Source organism: Kangiella profundi, assembly GCF_002838765.1.
GTDB classification, from domain to species: domain Bacteria; phylum Pseudomonadota; class Gammaproteobacteria; order Enterobacterales; family Kangiellaceae; genus Kangiella; species Kangiella profundi.
Genome location: NZ_CP025120.1, coordinates 57552 through 84536, shown reverse-complemented (window position 1 = coordinate 84536; position 26985 = coordinate 57552). Strand labels below are relative to the sequence as shown.

Below are 26985 nucleotides of genomic sequence, written 5' to 3'. Positions count from 1 at the left end.
TTAGCTAATTACGCCAAGCTCTTTACCCACTTTTTCAAAAGCGGCAATGGCGCGATCAATATGTGCGATATCGTGGGCGGCTGACATTTGCGTACGAATACGGGCCTGCCCTTTTGGTACAACCGGGAAAGAGAAACCGATAACATAGATGCCTTCTTGCAACATCATGTCAGCAAACTTGCTGGCTAATGCGGCATCACCAAGCATCACTGGGATAATAGGATGTTCGCCTGGCACCAATTCAAAACCTAAAGCGGTCATTTTTTCGCGGAAGTATTCACTGTTACGACGCAGTTTCTTGCGTAACTCATCGCCATTTTCCAGCATATCCAGAACTTTCAGACTGGCGGCGGCAATCACTGGCGCCAAAGTATTTGAGAATAAATACGGACGTGAACGCTGACGTAACCATTCAACGACTTCTTTGCTGGCTGCGGTGTAACCACCGGATGCGCCACCAAGTGCTTTACCTAAAGTACCAGTAATAATGTCCACGCGACCCATCACATCACAGAACTCATGTGAGCCTTTACCTTTCTCACCAATAAAGCCCACCGCATGTGAATCATCAACCATAACTAACGCATTGTATTTATCGGCCAAGTCACAGACTGACTTAAGGTCGGCAATGATGCCGTCCATTGAGAATACCCCATCAGTTACAATCAGCTTATAGCGTGCGCCATCGGCATCTGCCTGTTGCAATTGCTTTTCAAGATCGGCCATGTCGTTATTGGCATAGCGGTAACGCTTTGCTTTACATAAACGAACACCGTCGATAATCGAAGCATGATTCAATGCATCAGAAATGACCGCATCTTCCGGATCCAATAAGGTTTCAAACAAACCACCATTGGCATCAAAACAGGAAGAATAAAGAATCGTATCTTCCATACCTAGAAAATCGCTTATACGCTTTTCCAGTTCTTTATGCACATCTTGCGTACCACAGATAAAGCGTACGGAAGCCATGCCGTAACCATAATGGTCCAGCGCTTCCTGACCAGCCTTAATCAGCTCAGGACTGTTAGCCAAACCAAGATAGTTATTGGCGCAAAAATTGAGAACACTCTCACCTGTTGTGACATGAATATCGGCGGCCTGTTGTGAGTCGATGACCCTTTCTTTCTTATAGAGACCGGCTTCCTTAACTTCGTCAATGTTTTGCTGAATATGCTTGAGAAATTCTTGATTCATGAAATAACCTTCTGAATATTGGATACCCGCTTATGGCAGGCAGTTTGAAACTGATAAAATTGACGCCATTCTAACATCTACGCCTGAAATTTACTCTATTACGGTATGAAAAATATACCGCCGATAGATGCTTTCAATGGAACTCAGAGCCAGTCTAAGACTGACTCTGATAGGTTAGTCATCAGCAATTGGAATGATTAATTACCAATTGAACTTGGTGCCTTTGATGTTATCGCTGATACGATCTTTAATCGCTATAGCCACGCCAAGGTCCAGATAGGGAATATTGATATGATGTGCACCGACCATGGCACCGGCCGTGTCGATTACAAGGCTGGCCATGCCATGACGACGATCAAATGGACTTTCTTTAACCGTTATAGTCTGAGTTTTCGGTAACCTGACAAAGGTGTACTTGGTAAAAATGACTCCATCTTTAAAGGCCACCAATTGACCATTGATGTGATAACCCGCCCCTTTGACATAGGCTTTTGAGTAATAAACGCTATAGATTAGCCATATTACAAAGCCGATCGGATAGGCATATAGGTTCCATAATGCTAATGGTGCAGTTATGACTAAACCTATTAGAACCATTACTTTAAGCACGCGACGCCAGCCTTTCTGATTAATCGGTTGCCATTCAATGGCCTCCCAATCAACATCGCCCTGAATTTCTTTTAGCAATTCATGACGCATGCCATTCGGAGCAACCGGCACCACCTGTTTCATACTGACACCCTGCTGTTCATTATTGACGCCACCGGCAGTTTCGATGGTGATACCGATTCGCTTAAACCAACGGTGCAATAACGACTCATGAATGGTCAAGGTTTGTATTCTGGTCATGGGAATGGTCGCCTGCAGGCGTGTCAGTAATCCCATGGTTGCCTGTAGCTTGTCTTTATTTTTTACCAATACGAAACCATGAAACTTGAGCAACGCCATGGCAATCGACAATAGCCACAAGGCAATAATTGCCGAGACAACTCCAATGATGGTTATCAGGGTGTAGTAAAGCCAGCCATTTTCGAATTCGATACTGCTGACCAGCCCATCAATCCATTGTGTGAATTGACTGATATAGTTAGTGATCAATCGCTCAATCTGGTCATCCATAAATTGCATGATGAAACCAAAAAAGATGGCCACAGCGACGAGCCCTCGATTGGTAATCATGCCGTAACGAACAATCTCGCCAAAGGATAAGCTCAGGATACTGTCTTTAGGTTGAGCGACCTCTTCATTCAGCTGCTCTTCTTCATCATTAATTTTATGTTTAAGTACCTTCACAGCCTGCATATCGATCACGTTAATAACCGCTTCGGGTTTACCACCTGATGCCGATTCAAGCTGTACCTTAACCACCCCAAACAAACGGTGTAATGGTGACTGCACTAAATTTAGATTCTGAATTTTTTTATAAGGAACCTGGCGCACGTTGCGAAAAAAGATCCCTTCCTGTACTCGAATCTTATCGCCCTCTAACCAGTAGCGATAAAAACGGTATTGGATAATAGCTCCCAAACTGATAATCAAGGCAAAACCCAATGCAAACCACTCCCACGAGCTACTGCGGGTACTGAACAAGGCTAATACAATAGGGAATATCAGCTTCTTAATATTCTCGAACAGAATAAATAACGGGGAAATTTTGTGCAGCCGATTGGCCTGTACTTCAGACTGCATCGCTTTCGCCTTCTTCCTGTAGCACGGAACGTAACTCATGAGCAGTATCCAGCAATATGCCATCCAGCGAAACTGATGCATCACGTGTACCCGCGGTATGCGTCACCAACTTGCCCAATTCATACTTGCGTTCTAATGGACCTTGCGCCACATCAGTGTGTTGCACTCGATTAAAAGGAATCAGTGTTTTTTTTCGCCACCAGACACCGCTTTGAATATACAGCCCTTCATCAGCCAGCCAGTACCAGGTGTAGTCATACGATTTTTTGGCCCAAATAAATCCAATGGTAAAAACGATGAGTCCCGCCGCCACACCAATTGCGATGATCAGATAAGATTCGCTTAATAATGCTACTACCGTCGGTACCAACATAATAATAAGACTAACAAATGCTACTGTAATTCTTGATACCTTGATGGAGTCAGGATGGAGTCTCTGACTGCTTTCTGGGAGGCGCGAAATAAGATTGTCCTGCTGTTCTGGCTGCCCTTGTTCATTTGTTTGCTGGGCTTCCTGCTGCTGTTCTTGTTCACTGCTCATAAACGAAAATCCCCAATGCTTACTTTATTATTCGATTTAATAGAAACCTCATGAGTATATCGAAATACCTCATACAAGACTGTAGCAGAATGTTACAGTCTATTATTCGGCGGCTTCCCGCCTCAACGCTTCCATGCCGCCATGCAAGCTGTAGACACAGGAAAAGTCTGCCTGAATCAGCAGGCTGGCAGCGTTAAAGCTTTTCTGTCCTACTTGGCAGACAAGCACGGTTGGCTGATCAGGATCCAGTTGATTGATATGACTGCCGAACTCTGTAATCGGAATGTTTTTAAGTGTTCCTACTGTCGCAAACTCCAGTAAAGCCTTATCAGCATCATGTTCTTCGCCGTTTCGCACATCGATCACTAAGGGTGCATCCTGCTGGCTTACCCATTGTTTTAACTGCTCTGGACTGATCAGCTGTACCTTTTCAGATTCCTGCCACTCAAATTTGCTCATACCCTAGGCCTGTGTTGTTCAATCAGTTGCATCATATTTGTAGCTGTCTGTTCAGGATTATGGGCCTTAGTAATTGCTGAAATCATCGCAATACCAGACACACCCGTGCTTGCTACGTCTGCGATTCTATCAGTATTGATGCCCCCGATGGCAACCCATGGATAACTCTGCATCAAATTTTTCCAATAATTTAAATTCTCAATTCCATGTGGAATCCAGGGCATTTGCTTACTGTCGGTGTGGTACACGGGGCCACAAGCCAGATAGCTTGGTTTTATCGCGTGAGCACGTGCCACCTCGTAAAAGCAGTGGGTGCTGACTCCTAAGTACAATCCTGCCTGACTGATTGCTGCGAGGTCCGCATCATCCAGATCTTCCTGCCCCAAGTGTACGCCATAGGCTTGATACTTAATTGCCAGCTGCCAATGGTCATTGATAAATAACCTGGCATTGTATTGTCTAGAGATAGCTACTGCCTTTTGAATTTCACTCTCTAATGAGTCACCCTTTAGGTCCTTCACTCGCAACTGTATGGTCGTAATACCCAAGGGCAATAACCGCTCCAACCATTCGGCACTATCCACTACTGGATATAAACCCAATATCTGCTTTTCTAATGAAGGAAAGTAGTATTCACTTAATGAATACTGCTTGGTGAGTTGTGGCATGTCCTGCTCATCAATAGGCCATGACTTAACCGATAAGGGTCCCTTTTGCTCCCTAACAGGGTAGCTATGCCTTAATCCTTGGTTCAAGGCCATTTTGCCAATCACCACCGCATCTTCGATGGAATAATTCAAGGCTAAAGATGTCGCTATGGCTGACGATAATACACACCCGGTTCCACGCGAATTATCCGTTTCTTTTCTATCACTGTGCAGCCAAAACTTATTATTTCTGTTTATGAAAAAATCCGAAGCCCGCTCAGATGGCCAATGCCCACCCTTCACCAATACCGAACCCACACCCCAATCGATTAGTGTTTTTGCCTGACTTTCAATATCTTCTATCGACTTGGTGTCCTGTCCGGTTAACCTTGCCAACTCATCAATATTCGGAGTGATGACAGTAACGAGCGGTAGTAACTTGTATAATTGTTCGATGACTTCGTCCGGCATTAGCTGTGTACCCGACGATGTTTCTATGACTGGATCGAATACTAATGGAATGGACTTTTCTGCTTGTTCAAGGAAATCTATTAATAACTCAAGACAGTTTATGCTGGGCAAAAGACCCACCTTAATAGCATTTGGCTCACCTAACTCGCGTAGTGCTTCGAGTTGTGATTCTAACTGCTCTGTTGTTGAAGGGTTGATCGCTACTACCCGCTGGCTATTTTGCGCAGTTATCGCTGTGGTAACACTGCAAGCGTGAGCTCCTAATGCCTGAATGGTTTTGACATCGGCAAGTTGACCAGCCAAACCAGAATTATCCAGTCCGGCAAGACTCCAAACCATCGGTTTAGTTTGCCTACTCATGATTCCTGTTGCCAGAAAGGTGTGCCTAAAACGGGCGTACTTGGTTGAGCCAGATCGCGCTGAGGCATAGCACCTGCCTGATAAGCCTTGCGCCCTGCAGACACTGCATCTTTAAATGCTTCTGCCATCAATACAGGATTATCAGCTTGAGCAATAGCTGTATTTAATAATACTGCATCAAAACCCATTTCCATCGCCTGAGTAGCATGCGAAGGCAGACCCAAGCCTGCATCAATTACCATCGGAACATTCGGAAGTCTCTTGCGCAAAGTTTGCAGAGCATAAGGGTCACTAAGTCCTCGGCCCGTTCCAATCGGCGCTCCCCACGGCATTAAAATATTACACCCTGCATCCAATAAGCGTTGGCATAAAACCAAATCATCCGTGCAATAAGGAAATACCTCAAAACCACGTTTAACTAATTCTTTAGTGGCTTCGAGCAACTGAAACGGATCCGGTTGAAGATTGTATTCATCACCAATTACTTCAAGCTTAATCCAGTTGGTTTGAAAAATTTCACGTGCCATTTCAGCGGTCGTGATAGCTTCCTTCGCAGAGTGGCATCCGGCTGTATTGGGCAGCCAATGACAATCTAATTGTTGTAACTGCCTCCAGAAAGTTTCCCCACCCAAACCTTGTCGTCTGACCGATACAGTCACCACATCTGCTTCAGTAGCCTTAATGGCATCCAGCATTATTTGTGGCGACGGGTATAACGCCGTGCCGACAAATAATCTGCTGTTTATTTTTTTATTACCGATTTTTAGCATTTAATTCTCATATTAGTTTTTCGTTCCATTTTCTTACCATATCAGCGACTAATAAGTTTTGTTTCGCTACTCAGCGAGTTACTTTTCTTGCGTGGTCAAGAAAAGTAACCAAAAGAAGACCACCCCGTGATTGAGGTTTCACTTCGTTCAACTTCCTTCGTATCCGCCAAGCCACTTAACGCACCGTAAAATACGTTCCATCCCTGGCCCGAATTTTACTATTCAAAACGTCCTGTTTTGAATTGCTATGTCTTGGCTACTACTCAGCTCAATCAAAAGGGGTTTTTGGAGCAATCCTGCACGCTTGAGCTTATAACTTCATAAATTCCATTTACCTGATAAAACAAAAAAGCTAAACAAGTACGCGGCAAAAAACAGTGTCCCAGAGGGAGTTTACTTTAGTAAATGACCTTGCAGGATACTGTTTTATAACAAAGTAATTGTGACGATTTTTTTGTTTTATCCGCCTTGCATCGGCAAAACAATCTCAACCCGATCCCCCTCTCTCAACAAGGTCTCGCCATATAAGGAGCGTGGCACAAACTCCATATTTACAGCGATCGCAAAATTTCCTTCTTGCTTAAACCATTGGATGAACTCTGCAACACTCATGGGTTTGTCTAATTCTAAAGCTTCATCATTAACAATTAACTGCATGTTTAACCTCATCATTTTCGGTTAATGCTTGTTCAAATTTATCCATCATCTGTTCTACGACCGCAGGCGCTAATAAAATGCCATGCCGATAGAGACCATTTATTGTTCCTATTCTGTTGCTCAACTCTACCATAGGTAGATTATCCGGTAATGCCGGTCGACAGTTTACGACCTGTTTAATAATTCGTGCTTCACCGAAGGATTTATGCAAACTGTAAGCCGCTGATAACAATTCTAAGGTCGATCTGACGGATACTGGACTTCGATCTTCACTCTCAATCTCGGTTGCCCCAATTAAATAAATATTATTAGGACGAGGTACCAGATAGATACGATATCGTGGGTGCATTAAACGGGTTAGGTATTTAATACTTACATCCGGTGCATGCAACCATAAAAGCTCTCCCCTTACTGCCCGCAGGGGTATGGTTTCTTTTGCGCCTAATCCGCGACAGTCAAAGATCCAGTCATATTCATAGGTGTTATTCTTTGTTGTAACCTTGCCAGGCTCTATGCTTTTCACTTCCGTATGCTCTATCCAAGAAACACCGTGTTTTAGCAGTTGCTTTTGCAAAGCTGTTAACATAGCAGTGGTGTCTAATTGTCCTTCATCCGCCAACCATAACCCTTCTCCCAGGTGGGCCAACTCAGGTGCTTTATCTGCAACTTTTATTTTTTTTACTTGCTCACCACAGCTTTTAAGTTTCGTCTCAAGTAACCGATAATATCGATCTAACTCAACTTTATCTGAACCATGCGCTGTGACTAATGAACCCTGATGCCGATAGAATACTTCAGAGTCTAATTCATGAATCAGATCAGGATATAACTGGAGTGATCGATTCCCTAATTCATAAATCGTTGGCTCAGCCATTTCTAGCTCAGCTATTGGTGACAATATTCCCGCAGCTGCAAAGGAGCAGGCCGCTTCGCTGTCTATTGCGTTCTTATCAAACAGCGTAACATCAAACCCTTTTTTGACCATTTCCCAGGCTAGTAATCGACCTGCTATTCCTGCCCCAACAATTCCGACTTTCATAGGCTCACCATTTGCTTCTGCTATTTCACTTCAACGTAAATCTCTGCGCCCTGCTGCTTAAATTGCTCTGATTTCTCAGCCATGCCTTGCTCAATTTTCTTCTGCTCTGCTGAATAATCACGTACGTCCTGAGAAATTTTCATGGAGCAGAATTTTGGCCCGCACATCGAACAGAAGTGTGCCACTTTGGCAGAATCTTTCGGTAAGGTTTCATCATGAAATTCACGTGCCGTATCTGGATCTAGTCCCAGGTTAAACTGATCTTCCCAACGGAACTCAAAACGCGCTTTGGATAATTGATCATCTCGGTAACGCGCACCAGGATGTCCTTTAGCAACATCCGCTGCATGAGCTGCTAATTTATAGGTAATGATTCCGGTTTTGACATCATCTCTGTTTGGCAGGCCTAAATGTTCCTTTGGCGTGACATAACACAGCATGGCACATCCAAACCAGCCAATCATGGCTGCACCAATTCCCGAAGTAATATGGTCATAGCCAGGGGCAATGTCGGTCGTTAATGGGCCCAGAGTATAAAAAGGCGCTTCGTGACATTCCTTAAGTTGTTTATCCATATTTTCTTTGATCATATGCATTGGCACATGACCCGGTCCCTCAATCATGACCTGCACATCATGTTTCCATGCAATTTTGGTTAGCTCACCTAAAGTTTCCAGTTCACCAAATTGTGCTGCATCATTGGCATCTGCTAATGACCCCGGGCGCAAACCATCACCCAAAGAGAAGCTAACGTCATAGGCCTTCATGATTTCGCAGATTTCTTCGAAATGGGAATAAAGGAAATTCTCCTTGTGATGAGCAATGCACCATTTGGCCATAATTGAACCACCACGTGACACAATGCCCGTAACCCGTTCTGCCGTTAGCGGCACGTAACGTAACAGTACGCCAGCATGGATGGTGAAATAGTCAACACCCTGCTCAGCCTGTTCTATCAAGGTATCGCGAAATACTTCCCAGGTCAGGTCTTCTGCAATCCCGCCTACTTTTTCCAATGCCTGATAAATGGGCACGGTACCAATCGGCACCGGCGAGTTTCTTAAAACATAATCGCGCGTAGCGTGAATATTTTTGCCGGTCGATAAATCCATGACCGTATCGCCACCCCAGCGAGTTGCCCATACCAGCTTTTCAACCTCTTCCTCGATACCCGAACTAACTGCCGAATTCCCGATATTGGCGTTAACTTTAACCAGAAAATTTCGCCCAATGATCATGGGTTCCAATTCAGTATGATTGATATTGGCAGGTATAATGGCACGCCCGGCAGCAATCTCATCGCGTACAAATTCAGGGGTAATAAATTCAGGAGTGTTTGCGCCAAAAGAATGGCCTTTAAGACGAGTTTCTCTTTCACTGTCGCTGGCTTCTTTTATCAAAGCTTCACGTTTCTGATTCTCGCGAATCGCTACATACTCCATCTCGGGAGTGATAATTCCCTGACGTGCATAATGCAGTTGAGTCACATTTTTGCCAGTCTTAGCACGCAGTGGCTTTCGCTGAAGTTCTGGATTATGAGTAGCGAAAGCCTTGTCACCATCCTGGTAACCATTATCAATAGGCTTTACTTGACGTCCTTCATATTCTTCAACATCACCTCGATCAACTACCCATTGCTTACGAACCTGCTGTAATCCTTTGCGCACATCAATTTTAATTGCCGGATCGGTATATGGCCCAGAGGTGTCATAGACAGTAACCGTTTCACCATTGGTCAGGTTAATCTCACGCATAGGCACACGAATATCTTTGTGCACGACACCAGATACATAAATTTTCTCTGAGTTTGGCAGTGGGTCTCGAGTGATGAGATTTGTTTTAAGATCGACAGAATTATTTTTGGTCGCGTTCTTTATCACGCCTTTTGTCACGCTTTTGGTCACAGTATTCTCCAGCTTGTGACTGCACGGCGCAAAAAAGTAATGAGAACGGATCTACATTAGATCAATAGATAGGTTGTGCATTACTCTTCCCTACGCCGATGCGAGTCGGATCAGGTTATACGGGTTTGCTCATGCATCTCAGCTCCTGACATCTTGTTGCTGCATGGCAACAACTTCAGGCGCACCCCGAGAGTTGCTCGAATTATACACATGCTAAGTCACAAATTCCTAGCCCCTATCTCACAAACTTGCTTACAAACTTGTTCATAGATTTTTTCTCAGTCCTTTTATTCAGACATAAAAAAAAGCGGCACCTAAGTTGCCGCTGGGGAGAATGGGGCGAAGTTTTTGATTCGACAGCGCCCCCTGTGGAGAGTCATTTTTTATTATTAGAATTTAAAATTTCATTTACTAACCGATTACTGAATCAGTTTCATTGAGAAGGGATATTCATATACACCACCTTCGCTAGCCTTGATCGCTGCCAGAATTGTCACGATAAAGTGGAAAATGATTAGTCCAAATAGAATTGGGATACCGATTAAGATAATGCACAGAATCAACGCCGCACAGTAAGCAATAAACATGGTAATATTAAAATTCAATGCACGCTTACCGTTTTCCGCTACCAGTGGCATTTCATCTTTCTTCAGTAACCATACAACCAATGGTCCAAGCACCATACCGATGACCGGCACCAGAGGTACCATGGCAACAAATGCGGCTAAGTGGGCAAACATCGACCAGGTTTTCTCTTCACCGCGAATCTCTTCAGTACCCAGTACCTCAGCTTCGCCTTCATAGACCCGTTCTTTACCTTCACCGCCATGTTCTGGCTTGCTGTCGCCTGTGCCTTCAGGTTTTTTATCATCTTCGTGGTTCATCACTATTTTCCTCATCTGAAATCTAAGTGTGGCAACGACCTTATTCGCTGCTCATTTACAGACTAGCAAAGAGTGATATTTCAAAATGTTACTTTGAGTGATAGGAATTAACGATAAATCGGTGCTTTCAATTTATTTTTGCTATTGAATTAACTTATTGAAATTTATGATTATTTTTTAAGGTGCTTGTGATGTGCATTCATCCTTTTTTTGAACAGAATGCTTTGAATACCTTTTTTTTAAATTTAACCTGTTGATATTAAAGGGTATTTAATTTTTTTAATTTAATTTTTTTTTCTCTTTTGCCGACAAAATGGAATAAAGGTATAAATTCGCTTAAATTGGCGCCAAATGTCCCTAATATTATGTCAATTGATGATAATTACTTCTATTTTCGAACTTATTCCATTTTGCCTACCGATTTGCAATGCAAGCCAAAATAGTACAGACCTTTCCTATTTTATCAATTTAAACAAACACATAGCCTGCTTTCTTAAGAACCACCAATGCTTCTGCTAAGTTGCGTTCTTTCACTAAAAGATAATCGGTATCAAAGGTTGATACGACAAAGATTGGGATATCAGCCTTAGCCAATTCATTGCTAAGGCCTGCAATAACTCCTGACATGCTAAAATCGAGCGGCCCTTCAACTTTGATGGACCGCCAGTTCAGCTCACTCTTTTGTACCGAGTCTTTTATCAGTTCTCGGTTCAAGCTTTCACAAACCAGGGATAACTCTTCATCCGTCGATGATAAAAACCAATTTCCCTGTAGATCCTCCAATTGCATCACTGAGGACAGTTTATGTACGTCAAATTGCGCATCGAGTAATTTTAGACGTGGCTTTTGCTCCATGTTTAACCTCTCCTTGTTACATTAACGATGACATCTTCATCCATTGCCCGGTATCGTTCAAGCATCTGCTCGATTGTTTCCAGATCATCGCGTATCCCTTTTTCTGTTAGGAACTCGGGATTCCATAATTTAGAGTATGAGCGCTCACCTGCATCACAGGCAAAAGTTACAATGGTTTTGCCGGGACCGCTTTTTGCCGCAGCAAATAGAGCACCTGCCAGATTAAGTGCTGAACTACTCCCCAGCACCAGACCATCATTGTTTCTAACAGCTCGCGATACTGTCACCAGATCTTGATCCGGCAATGTTATTCCTTTATCAATTTTTGCCTGAGCAAAATTGGCTACCGTTCGCATGATGCCAATTCCTTCAGTAAATGAACTCCCTTGCGCCTTGTATTCACCCGTTTTCAGATAGTGGTAGATACCTGATCCGTCTGGATCCACAGACCAGATTTGAACGTCAGGTTTCTGTTCTTTCAGGTAACAGGATGTTCCACCAATGGTTCCCCCTGTACCTGACACTGACACCAATGCATCTATCTTACCTTCTGTTTGTTGCCAGATTTCAGGACCGGTGTGTTTATAATGAGCTTTTGCATTACTGGTATTTTCAAACTGGTTGGCCCACCAGTAATGGTTATTCTCCTCTGCTAACCGACGGGCGGTATGATAGAAATGATTAGGGTTTGCGAAAGGACAGGGGTCGACTAACATTAGCTCTGAACCATGCAGCGCAATCATTTTTTCTTTTTCCGGCGTTTGCCCTTTTGGCATCACCGTCAGCATCTTGTAGCCCAAAGCCTTTGCCACTACTGCTAAGCCAATTCCTGTATTACCAGCTGTGCCTTCGACAATAGTCATTCCCTGTTTTAGCTCTCCCGATTCGATGGCATCCTTTACCATTTGCAGGGCAGCTCTATCCTTAATGGATCCGCCGGGATTCTGAAATTCACATTTAACTAATATTTCACAGCCAGTTAATACTGACAGGGAAGGAATTCGCAATAAATCGGTATTTCCAATTAATTCAGCAACATTTTGCTTATAGCTCATAGGAATACTCTCAAACTACTTATCGATACCATTCAGTCTAATTCACCTTGTCCATAATTGCGACCACACCCTCTGTACGATTTTTGTTCACAAAACAGTTTTTTTGGAGTATAAAGCGCGCATAGATTCCATGAGGTTTTACTGCATTGAACCCAGTTTTAAAAACCGTTTCTTCCAGCTCTACTGGTTATTTTGATGAAGATGTCTTTGGGCGTATCTGCGATGCGATTACCGATCAAGGTTATATTGTTCTGAAAAACGCTTTACCGCTTGATACTCTTAACCATCTGTTCACCGGTCTTATTGATAGTAACCCTCATCAATTCGATCTTGCTGGGATTGGACGTGAACAAGATTTTCATACCAATGAATTTGTACGCACTGACCAAATCCAATGGTTAGAGCCAGATCAGCCTTTTGCCAGCCAATATTTTGCCTGGATAGAAGAGCTGCGTCTGCGTTTGAATCGCTATCTTTTTCTTGGGCTGTTTGATTACGAATGTATGTTCGCACACTATCCCGAGGGCGCTTTCTATAAACGTCACCTGGATGCTTTTCGAGGCAGTACTAACCGTCGTTTAACCACAGTGTTGTATCTCAACCCTCAATGGAACCCAGAAGATGGCGGAGAGCTGCTGATTTATCGTAAACGCGAGAAAACCCCAATAGAAACAGTGATACCTGAGTTTGGTACTTTGGTTGTGTTTTTAAGTGAAGTGTTTCCGCATGAAGTGCTACCAGCCAATAAGTCTCGATTTAGTCTCACCGGTTGGTATCGAATCAATGAGGGGTTAGTGATTTAACCCCTGCAGTTTATCGGAATAATTTAAATAACATATTCAACGCGATTACGACCATTTTCCTTGGCCTGGTAAAGTGCTTCATCCACGCGATGCAGCAACTGGTCCATGTTCTCGCCAGGTTTAAATTCCGTTACGCCCACACTAATAGTGGCATTAAGATCACTTTCGATATTTGTGTACTGCTTAAGATCCACTTCTCGCTGCAACCTTTTTGCCACCTGAATGGCCTGATCAATATTGGCGTTAGGTAAAATCGCCAGGAATTCCTCCCCACCCGTTCTTCCCAGTACGTCATTATCACGTAACAGCTCTTTACTAAAGTTGGAAAGGTTTGTCAGAACCACATCACCTATTGAGTGACCATGTTTATCATTGATCACTTTGAAGTGGTCAATGTCATACATCAGTATGCTCAATGGCTTCCGGTTCAGGTTGGCTTCTTCCATAGACTTTTTCAATGCTCGCTCTATCTGGCGACGATTGGCCAGGCCAGTTAAGCTGTCGGTATAAGCCAGTTGTTTAAATTTACGTGAGTTTGCTACCTGTCTCAAAGAAAACCAGATCAATAGCAAAGTTAACAAGCCACCCAAAATTATTGCTAGAATTTGCCATTGACGTGCCTTTTGAAGAGATTCTAATTGCTCATCTTTGAGTTTCTGCTCTTTCTGTAGCTGCTCATTTTCCAGTTCAGTTTTTTCACTATCATACTCGAAGCGCAGTACCTGAGTTTGTTGATCAGAGCGTTGACGATCTAGCTCTTTCTGGAGCACCATAAACTTCTGATACTTATCCAATGCCTGTTGTTCATTTCCGGCTTTTTTGTAACTCTCTGCCCAAGCCTCATACAGCAAAGCCAGATAACGGCGATTATTATCTCTGAGCATTTGCCTTTCTGCTTCGAGGAAAAACTCTTCCGCTTGTTGCGGTTGCTCAATATTACTTAAGGCTATACCGTACTGCATGGCTGCCATGCCGTCATAATTTATGTTGCCCAGCTTTTCTCTGGCTTCACTTGCCAATTCCAGTTCGCGAATTGCCTTACTATATTCGCCGCGCAAATTATAGCCACCAGCAAGGGCTATCCTAATCGGCACCATTTCACTCTGGATGTCATCGTCTCTGGCAACTTTCATAGCCGCCTGATATTTTGCTATGGCCTTATCAAGGTTGTTGCGCTGCTCTTCGAGGAAACCTTGTTGTAGATAAACCTGCAACTGACCAAATCGTAAATTGTCCCTTTCAGCAATTTGCTGGGCACGATTCAAATATTTTTCTGCTCGCTCCAGGAAGCCCAAGCGACGGTAGATGATGCCAATATCAAAGATTAAACCTTCCGAACCTTCCAGTAGCCCCTCTTCGCGATATATTTTTTCGGCTTTAACACAGTCCTGTAAGGCAAAATCATTTTCACCTATCAAAGAACGCATCGAGCAACGACTTACATGTGCGTCAGCTATCAAGAGCTTATCGTTTAGCTCTTCGCCAATATCGAGTGCTTTTTCGGTAGTTTGCAATGCTTCGGACACTTCCCCTGCACGTGATTGGTAATTGACCAGGCACATGTAGAGAACACCCTCCTCTAAACGATCACCCTTTGTTTTCGCCTTGCTGATCATATCCCTTGCCAGGTTTATTCCTGCTCTAGGATCAAACATACGACTTAAAATGCATTGGTAATAAACATAGGTTAATCGGCGATCTTCATCATCCGCAGGAACCAAAGCCGCCATCTTTTTTAGTTCACGATCAAAGTCTTGCTGGCTATTGAGCTCTATTTCACCTGACTCCAGTTTATATACGAAATCATCAAAAGCCTGTTGTTCAGGTGTGAGTTCTTTGAACTTTTCATCTTTTCTTTCAGCATTTTGATTCTCAAGTTGATCATCAAAAGTCCCTTTAATATTTACAGGGTGATGACTAGCATAAGCAATTGCGGTGCTGAACAAATACAATAGGATGCCTGCCCACAAAGGGAAGCATGAAAAATTCATTGGGGAAGGTTGCCTCTCTCGGCGCATGGAGTTCCTTTCACAATCTACAATCGAGACAGCCGTCTGAGTTAATCGATACCGACGAGCCATAGGATTTCCTCATGTCTGACCTTCTTTTACTTTAGCAAAGAATAAGAATGAGAAATAGGTCACACTGTCAGTATTTTTTACAGTGCCTGGGATTTTGACAATCTCCAAACATCACACACAATTTAATATTTTAAAAATCAACAAGTTATAAATTGTTTCAAAATAAATACTTTTGATGGAGAAATGTAGCTTTGTGACCAGTGCAAGTTAAATATGACTTAAGAACTGACATTTTTTGTCAGTTTTGACTTGCTTTATTGGCTTTCAGAGTCATTATCGATGATGAGGCCGCGTTTTTCCGCTCTCTTACGCCATTGCTGGCGTGCTAACAACTGCATATCTTTGACCTCGTCCATCTCGTCCATAATCTCTAAACCCAGTAAGGTTTCAACAACATCTTCAAGGGTAACGAGCCCGGAGGTCTGACCGTATTCATCCACAACTAGTGCGATATGTTGGCGCTCATTGAGTAGTACTTCCATTAAATCCGGTAAGGGCATCTCGGCCAACACCACCATTAACTTGCGCTTTAAGTGTCCCAGCGTTCTTGCTCCATGATCTTTCGCCTGGGTCATTAAAATATCGTCTTTTAAGACAAAGTCGGTAATGTCATCATTGTCTTCACTGTAGATAGGTAATCTTGAGAAGCGAATTTCCAACACTTGTTGAAATACATCTTCTACTTTTGCGCTGGCAGGAAGAGACACCATCACCGTGCGTGGGGTCATAATATCCTTGGCCCGTAACTGACGGAACCGGAACAGATTTCTGACAACCCTGAACTCATGTTCATCAATATGGCCCGTTCTTTCACCCAGCCCGGCCATCGCCAGAAACTCATCACGACTGAAAATATGCTGTTTCTTGCCATGCGAGATCCACTTGGTAATCATTTCTGAAAGCCAGATTAGCGGGTACAGAATCTTGATTAACCACTGAACGTATAATGCGGTAATGGTAGCAAGTTGCTTCCAATACACAGCACCAATCGTTTTCGGAACGATTTCTGAGAAGAACAAAATGGCTAAGGTCATGATCACAGAAAATAGCCCAATCCAGGCGCTGCCAAAAACAACAGTAGCCTGAGCCCCAGCAGCAATGGCACCTACTGTATGAGCTATCGTATTCAGCGTCAGAATAGCCGCTAGCGATCGATCGACACTGGTTATTCGCAGGGTGCGCAATACCTTGGCACGCTTAGGATTCTTTTCCTGCAAGTGTTCAATGTATGAAGGGGTAATGCTCAGAAGCACCGCTTCAGCAATGGAGCATAAAAAAGAAAATAGAATTGCGATAAGAATGTAAAGCGCAAGCAATGCCCAATCAATGCTACTGACCTGACTGATTTGAGAAGCAACTGTACTGGCATGAGCAGGCTCAATAGAAAGCAACCCTAATAGGCATAGAGTTGCAACAATAATCAATTTTTTCATTACCGGCATAATTCCAATATTCTTTAATTAAACTGGTTTATCTTCAGGAGTTAGCTTAACACGAGCTTGATCGCTATCAGAATCAAAATCACGCCACCCAATAGTTCAGCCTTGCTTTCCAACCAAGTTCCACTGCGTTTGCCAATATAAACACCTATTGCACTCATTAGCATCGTAACCAAACCAATAATGCCACAGGCTACAAACGGGTTGGCTTCTAACAGATTCAGGGCAAAGCCAGCCGCCATGGCATCGATACTGGTTGCAATGGCTAGTGTCAGCATTACCCGTTGAGTAATCTGGGCAATATCATCTTCAATGCCTTCTGAGAAAGCTTCAAAGATCATTTTTCCGCCAATAAATAGTAATAACAGGAAGGCAATCCAGGGTGCGTAAACCTCAATCCAGCCGAGCAACCCTTTACCACCCAGATAGCCGATCAACGGCATTAAACCTTGGAACAAACCAAAATATACCGCAGCCTGGAAAGCTAGTTTTCTATGACTATCCACAGGCTTCGAACCAAGGCCAATGGATACCGCAAAGGCATCCATACTTAAGGCAAGCGCCAAAATGATAACTTCTAACATTTGAGTCGTAGGTTATTGCTAATGACGCACATTGTAGGTCGATTCTTTTTCAGTTGCGACTGACTGAGTGTAAGAAAGTTTTTATTAACCCAGTATCGCTGGATTCATTTTCCACACAGCATAGTTAAGAATTGCTGCAAACAGAACCCAAAGTAGATAGGGCGCTAATAGTACTGCCGCCAATTTATTGACCCGTAAAAATCCAACCAGCGTAAAGCCAATGAAGATCCATAAAATGACGATATCTACGAAAGCCCAGCCCCCTAGATGCCAGGCAAAGAACAACCAGCTCCACAAGGCGTTTAAAATTAACTGCAGTACGAAAATAGTTAATGCAGCATGCACTCTCTTTAATGAGGCATTTAAATTATATCGTTGACGCCACACCAGCCATGCTGCAATACCCATCAAAGCATATAAAACTGTCCATACCGGGCCAAAGAGCCAGCCAGGTGGTGCCCATGAGGGTTGTTCGAGTTGACTATAGAACTGACCTGCCTCAACGGAAGCTATTGCGCCTATGGTGGCAGTAGCAAAAGCCAATATCAGCCATGCCAGCAGACCTAAAAGATCTTTTGTTTTAGTTAACTCGCTCATGATTTCCCCCAGATATCATTTATAAGTTTTACTGTTTATTGTTTCTTACCATTCATTCGTCGCTTATCATCATACATGGCATTGTCAGCAATTTTGAGAAGCGACTCACTATTTTCACCATCATCAGGATAAACAGCAATCCCAATACTAATACCGATAACCGCTTCATTAGCTTCGAGATTGAAGCCTTCCTTTAATGCATCTTTAATTTTTTTTGACACATTTTCCACTGCTTCCCGTCCATGAATTTCTGTCAGTAATACGGTAAATTCATCACCACCCATGCGCGCGATAGTATCCGACTCTCTAACGCAGGATTTAATTCTAACCGCCACCTTACTTAACAATAAGTCTCCCTTGGCATGTCCCAGACTATCATTAACTTCTTTAAAACCATCCAGATCCATGTACAGCAAGGCCACCTTCTCACCAATTCTTTTGGCTCTATTAATTGCCACTTCCAATCGGTCATTAAAAAGCATACGGTTCGGTAATCCTGTCAACCAGTCATGGCTCGCCAGGTGGTGCAGTTTCTGTTCATTATTTTTGCGCTCAATAGCAACTGCAAACTGTTCTGCAACATACTCTAATAGGCTAATATCATTGTTCGAATAACGTTTGCTGTTGGCTGCTCCTATTATCAAGACACCTATGACTTTTTCCTGCGTGGTCAGTGGAATACCAAGCCAGTTGCCGTGCTGATGAAATCTTACTTTTTCATCCTTACCAACCTCTAAAGGCGAGTGGCCTTTACTATTTGCCATCAGTGTTTTTCTTTTCTCAACTATCTCCGAAATGGCAGTATTACTATCAACCGTGAAAGACGATCCTGTTGGATATTGTTGGTCATTGCTGTAGGTAAATTTGATTTGATTTTTTTCAGAGTGCCTGGTGCAAACTATAAAGGTTTCTATATCAATGAAGCTTTTAATAAGCTGGTAGGAGTCCTGACACAACTGTTCAGGATTGCTCGACTTATGCGCCATTTGAGAAATTTTGTAAATTGAGTTCTGTGTCCTTTCGAATCGTTTATATTCGGTAATATCTCTTGCTACCGCTACTCGAACCTTATCCTCTTCCTGCCAGCGCGCTGACCACATGATATAAACTGTACTACCGTCTTTTCGAACGTATCTATTTTCAAAGTACGGCTGCTCCTTTCCGCGCATGATCTGTGCTGCAATGGCTAATGTTTTATTTCGATCTTCTGGATGAACATAATTGATCATGTTAGTCCCCAGCATCTCTTGCTGGGTATAGCCAAACACTTTTTCACAACTGCTACTGATATAGACAAAAACCCCATGCTCATCAACCACACAGACCACATCCATCAATAGATCAACAACGCGCGAAGCAATGTCATAAAAACGTTGATTCATCCAGTTATTCTCTTTTTCTAGTCAAGCCCAGCCTAATCTGCTTTTCTGTTTCAGCCACGGCAAACACAGCAACACCTATCAGCACTATCAGAATGCCATCCTTTAGTGGCACTGATCGTGTTGCAAATATTTCCTGCATCGAGGGTAAATAGGTAATTGCCAGTTGTCCCGCAGTTACTAATATCACAGCATACCAGATCACTTTGGTACCCTTGATCGCTTTCCAGGTTAGTGAAGTGCCATACATATTTCTAATAAAGAACAAATGAAACACTTCCATTACCACCAGCGTGTTCATTGCCATTGTCCTGGCAAGCTCGATGGAATAGCCTTGCTCCACAGCATAACGGTATATTCCAAAAACTCCCAATACAAACAGTAGTGTCACCACAAATATATGCCAGACTAATGTTCCTGTTAGCAAAGGCTGTTTTCTTGGTCGCGGTCTTTGCTTCATGGTGTTGGCTTCTGTTGGTTCAAAAGCTAGCGCTATTCCAAGCGTCACGGCCGTTATCATATTGACCCATAAAATTTGCACCGCGGTTATTGGTAAGGCCATACTCAACATCAATGCAACAATAAGAGTAAAGGCCTCACCAGTACTGGTCGGCAATGACCAGCTGATCACCTTCTTAGTATTGTCGTAAACCGTTCGCCCTTCTTTTATTGCTGATACTATCGACACGAAGTTATCATCAGCCAATACAATCGAAGACGCCTCTTTGGCAGCTTCACTTCCTTTGACACCCATTGCAACTCCGGCATCCGCACGCTTGAGTGCTGGCGCATCATTGACCCCATCCCCGGTCATTACAACGACCAGCCCGCTGGCTTGCAGCGCTGTTACCAGTCGCAATTTATGCTCTGGACTGGTGCGGGCAAAGATATCCACTTCCTTGACCGCTTGCTCGAGTGCATCATCATCCATCAAATCGAGCTCTGCTCCGGTCAATACTCGCTCATGGTTATGCAAACCAATCTTAGCTCCAATTGATGACGCTGTTAACGCGTGGTCACCTGTGATCATTTTGACATCAATACCCGCGCTGTAGCACTCTTGTATTGCCTCAATCACTTCACTTCGCGGGGGGTCCATTAAACCAACAAGACCCAGTAAAACTAACCCCTCTTCTAAATCACGATGTGTCAGTATTATATGTTCTACCGGTACTTTTTTTATTGCTAGCGCGATAACTCGCTGACCTTTGCTGGCCAGTTCGGCTGCTTTTGTTTGCCAGTATTTTTGATCAATTTCTTTCTCTTGATCCTGATCGGCCATTTGTTTAGTGCACAGCTCTAGTATTTTTTCAGGTGCTCCCTTTACATAGATTGCTGCATTAGCCTGGTGATCATGATTTAAAGTGGCCATGAATCGATGGCTGGCATCAAAAGGTATGAGGTCCGTTCGCACCCACTCTTTTCTACTAGCTTCCAAATCAAATCCAATCTTCCCGGCAAATGTTAATAATGCCGCTTCCATTGGATCACCTTCGACACTCCACGCATTGCCTTCTTTTTGTAGTTGCGAGTCATTACACAGCAAGCCTGTCAGGCCTATGCTTGTTAATTGTTGCTCTGTCTCTATTTCAACAGATCGCTCATGGTTTGAGATTGTCCCGATTGGTATATAACCATCACCACTTACGTCATAGTTATTTTCCGAAGTACAGACTGCCACCACACTCATTTCATTACGCGTCAGAGTTCCAGTCTTGTCTGTACATATCACCGAAACTGAACCTAGCGTTTCTATTGCTGGTAGCTGTCGGACAATGGCATTCTTCTTAGCCATCGCCTGTACACCTACAGCAAGTGTTATAGTTAGCACTGCGGGCAAGCCTTCAGGGATAGCCGCTACCGTTAAGCCAACAACCGCCATGAACAATTCACTAAACTCATAGCCGAGTAGCCAATAGCCAGCTGCAAATATTAAGATGGCTATCATGACAATGACAAAGCTAAGCCACTTAGCAAATGTATCCATTTGCTCAATTAACGGCGTAGTAAGTCTTTTTACTTCCGACAGCATTCCGCTAATTCGACCAACTTCGGTGTGCTTTCCGGTTGCTACCACAACACCTTGTCCCTGCCCTCTGGTTATTGTGGTGCCACTGTAGGCCATGCAACTTCGATCACCGAGTACTGCTTTTTCTTCCACTGCCTCGATTTGTTTTTCTACGCCAAGTGATTCGCCTGTTAAAATAGCTTCTTCTATTTTCAGGTTATGTGCTTTTATCAGCCTCAGATCCGCCGGTACTTTGTCGCCTGCTTCGAGTATGACAATGTCTCCGGGTACTAAATTTTCCGCTTCAATGGTGATTCGCTGATCATTTCTAATGACTGCAGCTTTTAAGGCGAGCATCTTTCGTATGGCATCCAATGCTCGCTCTGCTTTGCCTTCCTGTAATAGACCAACCATGGCATTAATCAAAACCACGGCTACTATTACCGAAGTATCGACCCAGTGCTGTAATAGCGCTGTTATCGCAGCAGAGATAAGAAGAACATAGATCAGGGTGTTGTGGAATTGACGTATAAAGCGTATCAGCCAGCCAGGCCTTGCTGCCTGAGGTAAACAGTTTGCGCCAAAATCTTTTTGGCGTTGTTCAACTTGCTGCAATTCCAGTCCTTGCTGACTAGACTCGAGCTTATTGAGCACTGTTTCAACATCGATTGTATGCCAATCCTGCTGCGCCATATTTCGCTCAATTAAATGGGAACTACTCTATACGATAGTCTAATTGCTATTAAATCAGAAGCTTTAGCTATCATATTCCTGTTGGCTTAAGGTGCATTGCGTTGTGAAGGATATTTCTTAAAGGCCTGTATCACTTTGTCGGGGTCCACGGCTTCTCGATGCTGTTTAGTCGCCTGCGCCCACCATTCTAGCTGTAAAAACCCACGCGCTAGATAATTATTCCAGCGCTCGCTGTTTTGTTCTTCCTGATAACTACCATCTTCATGAAACACTTCCTGAGCCTTTGGAATATTGGTCATTGCCGATACTGGCAAACAACCTAACTCAGACAAAATACCACGCATGGACATGGCCGCTCGAACTCCGCCCCACTGTCCTGCCGAGTAGGTCACGATGACACTGGGCTTATAGGAAAACAATGAACTGCCAAAATGATTAAGCAGGTGTGATAACGCCGGACTCATGGTGTGGTTGTATTCCGGACTGACCATAACGTAGCCATCGGCCTGTTTAATTTTTTCGGCTAATTCATCAAGCGATTTTGGTGCCTGGCCTTTGGCATAAGCAAAGTGCGGTTTGAATGGAGCGCTTAAGTCATAGTCCATGGGATCGACTAGCTCGACATCATGTTCTGCTTGAAATTGCTTTAAATGTTTAAGACAGGCTTTTGCGACTCTTAATCCTAACCTTGCGGGTTTAGGTGGGGTACTGTCTCGTACCGTACCAAGGAAAAGTAAATACTTCATGTGAATTAATAGGAGTTATTGATCCAGCAAACCATCATCATCGCTGTCTTCATCCACATGATCAACGTCATCATTACCGTCATCCACTTTCTTAACGGTATCTGCTAATGCTTTGCCCGCCTTAAACTTGCTTCCACCTTTTTTAACAGCGGCTGTTTCTTGATCACAATTTTCCTGGCAAACACCTTTTACCTGATTCACCGTAATATCAATACCTGGAATCGGATCTCCAGCGCGCTTTGTCTTGTCGTCTTGCAGCGTCTTTTCCGCTTGATTTGCCTTGATATCAATATCCGGAATGGGATCACCTGCTTGCTGCGGTTTTGGTTTTGCAATTGGCATTCCGCGCTTGATGTCTGATTTCTCAATCCCGCGTGCGTTTTCCTGAGTGTCAGATTGTTCCTGAGTTGCTTCTTCTTTAGTGCTATCGGCCAAAGCTACTCCACCCAATAATGTTAAAGAGATCCCCACTACAGCCGCTGTTACTTTATTCATAATCTTCATAACCAACTCCTTTGTTTAGTTTTTTTACCAGCTCATTATGAGCTGACCTAGACCAGCATACGCCCAACTTTCTGAACCTAGCCTAAATAGCAATTTTACCTTTTAAATACAAAACTGCCTTCCCAGACACATGCACCCTATCACCGGCCAGTCTACAATAAACCACACCACCACGCTTTGAAGCCTGATAAGCCTTCAATTCCTGCTTGCTCATTTTCTCGCCCCAGTAAGGCGCAAGCCCGGCATGAATCGAACCCGTCACTGGATCTTCATCACCACCATTGGCTGGCCAGAAATAGCGAGACACAAAGTCATAGTCTTTGCCTGGCGCAGAAACCACCACATCATAGGGCGCTAATTGCTTTAGCTGTTCACTGTCATACTCAAGTTCTCTTACAGTCTGCTCATCATCATAGATTGCAAAATATGCCTGCTCACTGCGTAAAACCTGATGTGGTTTCTTCTTTGATAAACCATCTAATAATGCCTGCGGCACATCACCAACTGGCTCAGGCTTTCGATTAGGGAAACTCATATTAATGGCACCCTCGGCCTGTTTAGTGACCAACAAGTCACCTACTGCAGTTGCGCTGAACGTGACTTCATGACAATGTTCATTTTTTAGGAAGACTACAAATGCTGAAGCCATGGTTGCATGACCACAGAAGTCAATTTCGGTTAAAGGTGAAAACCAACGGATTTGATAATGATCATTTTGCACAGGCTTGAGGAAAGCCGTTTCAGAAAGGTTATTTTCAGCAGCAATTGATTGCATCAAAGAAACATCCAGCCACTCCTCGGTAATAACAACCGCTGCAGGATTGCCAGCAAACAAACGCTCCGTAAAGGCATCAACTATATGCATCTCAACAGTCATATTTTTACCATACTTAATATTGAAAAACTTATGTGAGGTACGTCAAAGCTGTCATAACCTTATACCACCACCCGATTTCTGCCTTCACGCTTTCCGATATAGAGCTTATCGTCTGCTCGCATAATTACTGAATCGAGGTCCTCATCCGGGCTGGCAACTGCAACCCCAATAGTGACGCTAAGTCGCTGATTGCTCATTTCACCTTCTAGCTCTATTGCTGCCACACTATCTTTTATGCGTTTGGCTATAGCTTGTGCTGCTTCTTCATCAGTACAAGGCAAGCCAACCACAAACTCTTCACCACCAAATCGACCAATAATGTCGTTTGGTCTGAGTGATTGCTGGCAGGCATCGACAATTCTCGTCAAAATTCGATCACCATAGGTGTGTCCCCAGGTATCATTGACTCGCTTAAAATGATCCACATCGATCATAAATAGGCTAAAAGGTGCCTTTTCATAACTTGAGCGTTGCAACAACGCTTTTGCTCTTTTCATAAAATGGCCACGGCTATCAACACCTGTTAGTGCATCAAGTTCCGCCGCCATGCGTAACTGATCTTCTAACGATTGTCGGTGTGCGATTTCTTTTTGCAGATGCTGATTTTGTTCGCGCTCCTCACACAGCAAGGCAAACTGTTTCCGCTGTAGGATCTCGATACGCAACAATGCGGTGTAGCCAACGATATTAGCCACTATGATTAACAGGCCAATTGTAATTGTTCCTACTAAAGTTATTCCCGCAAATACCACCGCCGCTGTTATAAAGCTGATGCTTAGAAATAAGCTGGCTAAGGCTGATACGGTAAGAAGATTAGGAATCAGTAGATAGAATGCCATTATTGCCACTACTATCGCGGTAACTTGCGTCAATAGACTTTCAGGGCGTAGCGGAACAATGAGTACAATTCCAGTGGCAACTATCCAGAGTGGTAAAGCATGTAGCCAGACACTTTTAGCAAAGCCACCCCAGCGACCAATAATAAAAGCTAAAGCTAAACATGAGCTCACCACTGTAATGCGCATGGCTAATAGCAAGTAATATTCGCGGGTTAGTCCGAGCAGGTTGTAGTCTGTTATACCAAATAAGGCAAATATAACCGCTACTACAATTAATGCCAGCCGAGTTTCTAGGCGCACTCTCTTCTCAATTGAGCCACGGTATTTTAATTCGTCGCTCCAATCACGAAACTGCCCCGTTAACCAATGTATGTCATTATTAGTTTTTTGTTCAGACAAATAACTTCTTCCCCAAGTAAAATTAAAGCCTCAGATTTAATCTTGAGGCTTCTATAATTTAATGACCAATTTCGTCTTCTGTAAATAAGTAATCTTTAAGCTGTTGATCAAACTTAGGATCCCTGCGTCTAATCCACTCCATTACCATGGCGGCGTGTTCTTTTTCTTCATCGCGATTATGCTTCAGGATTTTCTTTAAATCGTCATCTTTGCAACAATCGATTCGCTGGTTATACCAATCCACGGCTTCCAGTTCTTCCATCAATGAAATAATGGCGCGATGCATATCTTTGGTTTCGTCAGATAGTTCTTCATAAGGTTCGTGATAACCTTCATTCGACATAACTTGCTCCTTAAACACTTTCGATTTTACGCTACTTAACCATCACTTTATTTATCAATTATCTATAATACAACCCTTCTCTTTCTGGCTGCGAAACGATCTGATCAATGTGTACTGTTAAGCTGCCACCGCCCGGTTTGGGCCATTCAATTTCACCCCCTTCTTTCAAGCCTAACATAGCGCTACCTACTGGAGCTAAAATTGAAATCTTATGCTTAGAACCGTCAGCATCTTTTGGATAGACCAGGGTATATTCAAATTCTTCATCGGATGATGCAACTTTGAACCGTACAGTCGAATTCATGGTGACAACATTGGCAGGAATTTCTTCAGGCTCAACAATTTCCGCTCTTTCCAACTCAGTTTCCAATTCTTCTTTACCCACGGTGCCGTGTGGCAAGGCTTCCAAAATCTTTTCCAGTCTTTCTACATCAAGCGAAGAAATAATAATACTCGGTTTTGTCGACATAACTCTGCTCACTTACAGATCAATAGTTTTTTGAAATACATAACTCTAGATTAGCCTTTTCTGACCGAATACTAAAGCTTATTCAGGCTTATTCTTCACTTTGCGGGAAATAGCGGAAATGGCCAGTTATATTATAGTTAAACAGCATATCTTTGAGCTTTGGGCCAGCTCCAATATTGTGCACAATCAATGGGTTACCAGTTTCTAGATCTTTCTTATCGGTTACGATACCGATATGCGGCAGATTGCCCGGCAACATCCAACTAACGATATCTCCAGGCTGATAATGCTGCGGATCATTACTTATCGGTAGGCTTTTACCTTGGCGACTAAAGAATGCTTGCAGGTTTGGCACTCGGCGATGATCGATATTCTTATCAGTTGAGGATAACCCCCAAATTCTCTTCGATGGATATAATTCAAAATTATCGCGCATGTCTTCATGCACCAATTGCTGCAAATCAATGCCCAGCTTACGATAGGATCGAATGACTACGTCAGTACAGACACCCATATCTAGTGGCACATCACCGTTTGGATAATCAATGGCCATGTATCGGCCATCATACCTCACCTCAAATTGTGTTCTCTCTAGTGCTGCTTCTACTAATTTTTCGCTGGAAGTCTTTGCCAGTATCGGTGAGCTAAATAAAATTATCCCTACCAGTAACATTGTTCTTTGCATAACATCCTTCT

General features: G+C 43.4%; 26 protein-coding genes and 1 riboswitch. Of the genes, 1 reads left to right on the top strand and 25 read right to left on the bottom strand.

Going from position 1 to position 26985, the window contains the following annotated elements; all coding sequences use genetic code 11:
* The 12 genes from CW740_RS00415 to CW740_RS00360 form a co-directional block, all read right to left on the bottom strand.
* Complete coding sequence (locus tag CW740_RS00415) at positions 1-1197, bottom strand: glycine C-acetyltransferase (protein WP_106645702.1); 1197 nt, start codon at positions 1195-1197, stop codon at positions 1-3.
* A gap of 201 nt (positions 1198-1398) precedes the next feature.
* Complete coding sequence (locus tag CW740_RS00410; protein WP_106645701.1) at positions 1399-2886, bottom strand: PH domain-containing protein; 1488 nt, start codon at positions 2884-2886, stop codon at positions 1399-1401.
* The gene (locus CW740_RS00405; RefSeq protein ID WP_106645700.1) at positions 2876-3427 is read right to left on the bottom strand and encodes a PH domain-containing protein; all 552 of its coding nucleotides are present in this window, start codon (positions 3425-3427) and stop codon (positions 2876-2878) included. The genes CW740_RS00410 and CW740_RS00405 overlap by 11 nt, the downstream gene beginning before the upstream one ends.
* A 102-nt stretch (positions 3428-3529) precedes the next feature.
* Positions 3530-3886 carry a rhodanese-like domain-containing protein gene (locus tag CW740_RS00400; protein ID WP_106645699.1) on the bottom strand — a complete coding sequence of 119 codons (357 nt, stop codon included), beginning with the start codon at positions 3884-3886 and terminating at the stop codon, positions 3530-3532.
* Positions 3883-5364: a thiamine phosphate synthase gene (thiE, locus tag CW740_RS00395; RefSeq protein WP_106645698.1), complete on the bottom strand. Its 1482-nt coding sequence runs from the start codon at positions 5362-5364 to the stop codon at positions 3883-3885. Before thiE ends, CW740_RS00400 begins: the two co-directional genes overlap by 4 nt.
* On the bottom strand, positions 5361-6134 hold the full coding sequence (locus CW740_RS00390) for a thiazole synthase (RefSeq protein ID WP_106645697.1): 774 nt from the start codon (positions 6132-6134) through the stop codon (positions 5361-5363). Before CW740_RS00390 ends, thiE begins: the two co-directional genes overlap by 4 nt.
* A 459-nt stretch (positions 6135-6593) precedes the next feature.
* On the bottom strand, positions 6594-6791 hold the full coding sequence (gene thiS / locus CW740_RS00385) for a sulfur carrier protein ThiS (protein WP_106645696.1): 198 nt from the start codon (positions 6789-6791) through the stop codon (positions 6594-6596).
* Positions 6775-7830 (bottom strand): glycine oxidase ThiO, encoded by a 1056-nt coding sequence (thiO, locus tag CW740_RS00380; protein ID WP_106645695.1) that lies wholly within the window; start codon positions 7828-7830, stop codon positions 6775-6777. The genes thiS and thiO overlap by 17 nt, the downstream gene beginning before the upstream one ends.
* A 20-nt stretch (positions 7831-7850) precedes the next feature.
* Complete coding sequence (gene thiC / locus CW740_RS00375) at positions 7851-9710, bottom strand: phosphomethylpyrimidine synthase ThiC (RefSeq protein ID WP_106647955.1); 1860 nt, start codon at positions 9708-9710, stop codon at positions 7851-7853.
* Positions 9711-9804: 94 nt separating this feature from the next.
* A riboswitch (TPP riboswitch) is annotated at positions 9805-9933 on the bottom strand.
* A 220-nt stretch (positions 9934-10153) separates the two neighbouring features.
* Positions 10154-10618 (bottom strand): DUF4870 domain-containing protein, encoded by a 465-nt coding sequence (locus CW740_RS00370; RefSeq protein WP_106645694.1) that lies wholly within the window; start codon positions 10616-10618, stop codon positions 10154-10156.
* Positions 10619-11086: 468 nt separating this feature from the next.
* On the bottom strand, positions 11087-11473 hold the full coding sequence (locus CW740_RS00365) for an ACT domain-containing protein (protein WP_106645693.1): 387 nt from the start codon (positions 11471-11473) through the stop codon (positions 11087-11089).
* A gap of 2 nt (positions 11474-11475) precedes the next feature.
* Complete coding sequence (locus CW740_RS00360; protein WP_106645692.1) at positions 11476-12528, bottom strand: cysteine synthase A; 1053 nt, start codon at positions 12526-12528, stop codon at positions 11476-11478.
* A 146-nt stretch (positions 12529-12674) separates the two neighbouring features.
* Here CW740_RS00360 and CW740_RS00355 point away from each other — a divergent pair, with 146 nt between their 5' ends.
* Positions 12675-13331 carry a 2OG-Fe(II) oxygenase gene (locus CW740_RS00355; RefSeq protein ID WP_106645691.1) on the top strand — a complete coding sequence of 219 codons (657 nt, stop codon included), beginning with the start codon at positions 12675-12677 and terminating at the stop codon, positions 13329-13331.
* 23 nt (positions 13332-13354) lie between these two features.
* Here CW740_RS00355 and CW740_RS00350 read toward each other — a convergent pair whose 3' ends face one another.
* From CW740_RS00350 to CW740_RS00290, 13 genes are all read right to left on the bottom strand, one after another.
* Complete coding sequence (locus tag CW740_RS00350) at positions 13355-15322, bottom strand: tetratricopeptide repeat-containing diguanylate cyclase (RefSeq protein WP_227523871.1); 1968 nt, start codon at positions 15320-15322, stop codon at positions 13355-13357.
* 344 nt (positions 15323-15666) lie between these two features.
* Positions 15667-16845 (bottom strand): hemolysin family protein, encoded by a 1179-nt coding sequence (locus CW740_RS00345; protein WP_227523870.1) that lies wholly within the window; start codon positions 16843-16845, stop codon positions 15667-15669.
* A gap of 50 nt (positions 16846-16895) precedes the next feature.
* On the bottom strand, positions 16896-17435 hold the full coding sequence (locus tag CW740_RS00340) for a manganese efflux pump MntP (protein ID WP_106645689.1): 540 nt from the start codon (positions 17433-17435) through the stop codon (positions 16896-16898).
* 84 nt (positions 17436-17519) lie between these two features.
* The gene (locus tag CW740_RS00335) at positions 17520-18035 is read right to left on the bottom strand and encodes a TspO/MBR family protein (RefSeq protein WP_373286459.1); all 516 of its coding nucleotides are present in this window, start codon (positions 18033-18035) and stop codon (positions 17520-17522) included.
* A gap of 32 nt (positions 18036-18067) precedes the next feature.
* Positions 18068-19414 carry a diguanylate cyclase domain-containing protein gene (locus CW740_RS00330; protein WP_106645687.1) on the bottom strand — a complete coding sequence of 449 codons (1347 nt, stop codon included), beginning with the start codon at positions 19412-19414 and terminating at the stop codon, positions 18068-18070.
* Positions 19415-19418: 4 nt separating this feature from the next.
* A complete protein-coding gene (locus CW740_RS00325) occupies positions 19419-22112 on the bottom strand; it encodes a cation-transporting P-type ATPase (RefSeq protein ID WP_106645686.1) in 2694 nt (897 codons plus the stop codon).
* A gap of 86 nt (positions 22113-22198) precedes the next feature.
* Entirely contained in the window at positions 22199-22858 is a 660-nt protein-coding gene (locus CW740_RS00320) for an NADPH-dependent FMN reductase (protein WP_106645685.1), read from the bottom strand.
* 15 nt (positions 22859-22873) lie between these two features.
* A complete protein-coding gene (locus tag CW740_RS00315) occupies positions 22874-23362 on the bottom strand; it encodes a hypothetical protein (RefSeq protein WP_106645684.1) in 489 nt (162 codons plus the stop codon).
* Between the two features lie 82 nt (positions 23363-23444).
* The gene (locus tag CW740_RS00310; RefSeq protein WP_106645683.1) at positions 23445-24239 is read right to left on the bottom strand and encodes a PhzF family phenazine biosynthesis protein; all 795 of its coding nucleotides are present in this window, start codon (positions 24237-24239) and stop codon (positions 23445-23447) included.
* A gap of 59 nt (positions 24240-24298) precedes the next feature.
* Complete coding sequence (locus tag CW740_RS00305) at positions 24299-25477, bottom strand: GGDEF domain-containing protein (protein ID WP_106645682.1); 1179 nt, start codon at positions 25475-25477, stop codon at positions 24299-24301.
* A 58-nt stretch (positions 25478-25535) separates the two neighbouring features.
* Entirely contained in the window at positions 25536-25820 is a 285-nt protein-coding gene (locus CW740_RS00300; protein ID WP_106645681.1) for an encapsulin-associated ferritin-like protein, read from the bottom strand.
* Between the two features lie 58 nt (positions 25821-25878).
* Positions 25879-26289, bottom strand: a complete 411-nt coding sequence (rnk, locus tag CW740_RS00295; RefSeq protein WP_106645680.1) for a nucleoside diphosphate kinase regulator — start codon at positions 26287-26289, stop codon at positions 25879-25881.
* Positions 26290-26377: 88 nt separating this feature from the next.
* The gene (locus tag CW740_RS00290; protein WP_106647950.1) at positions 26378-26974 is read right to left on the bottom strand and encodes a DUF1287 domain-containing protein; all 597 of its coding nucleotides are present in this window, start codon (positions 26972-26974) and stop codon (positions 26378-26380) included.
* Positions 26975-26985: the final 11 nt, after the last annotated feature.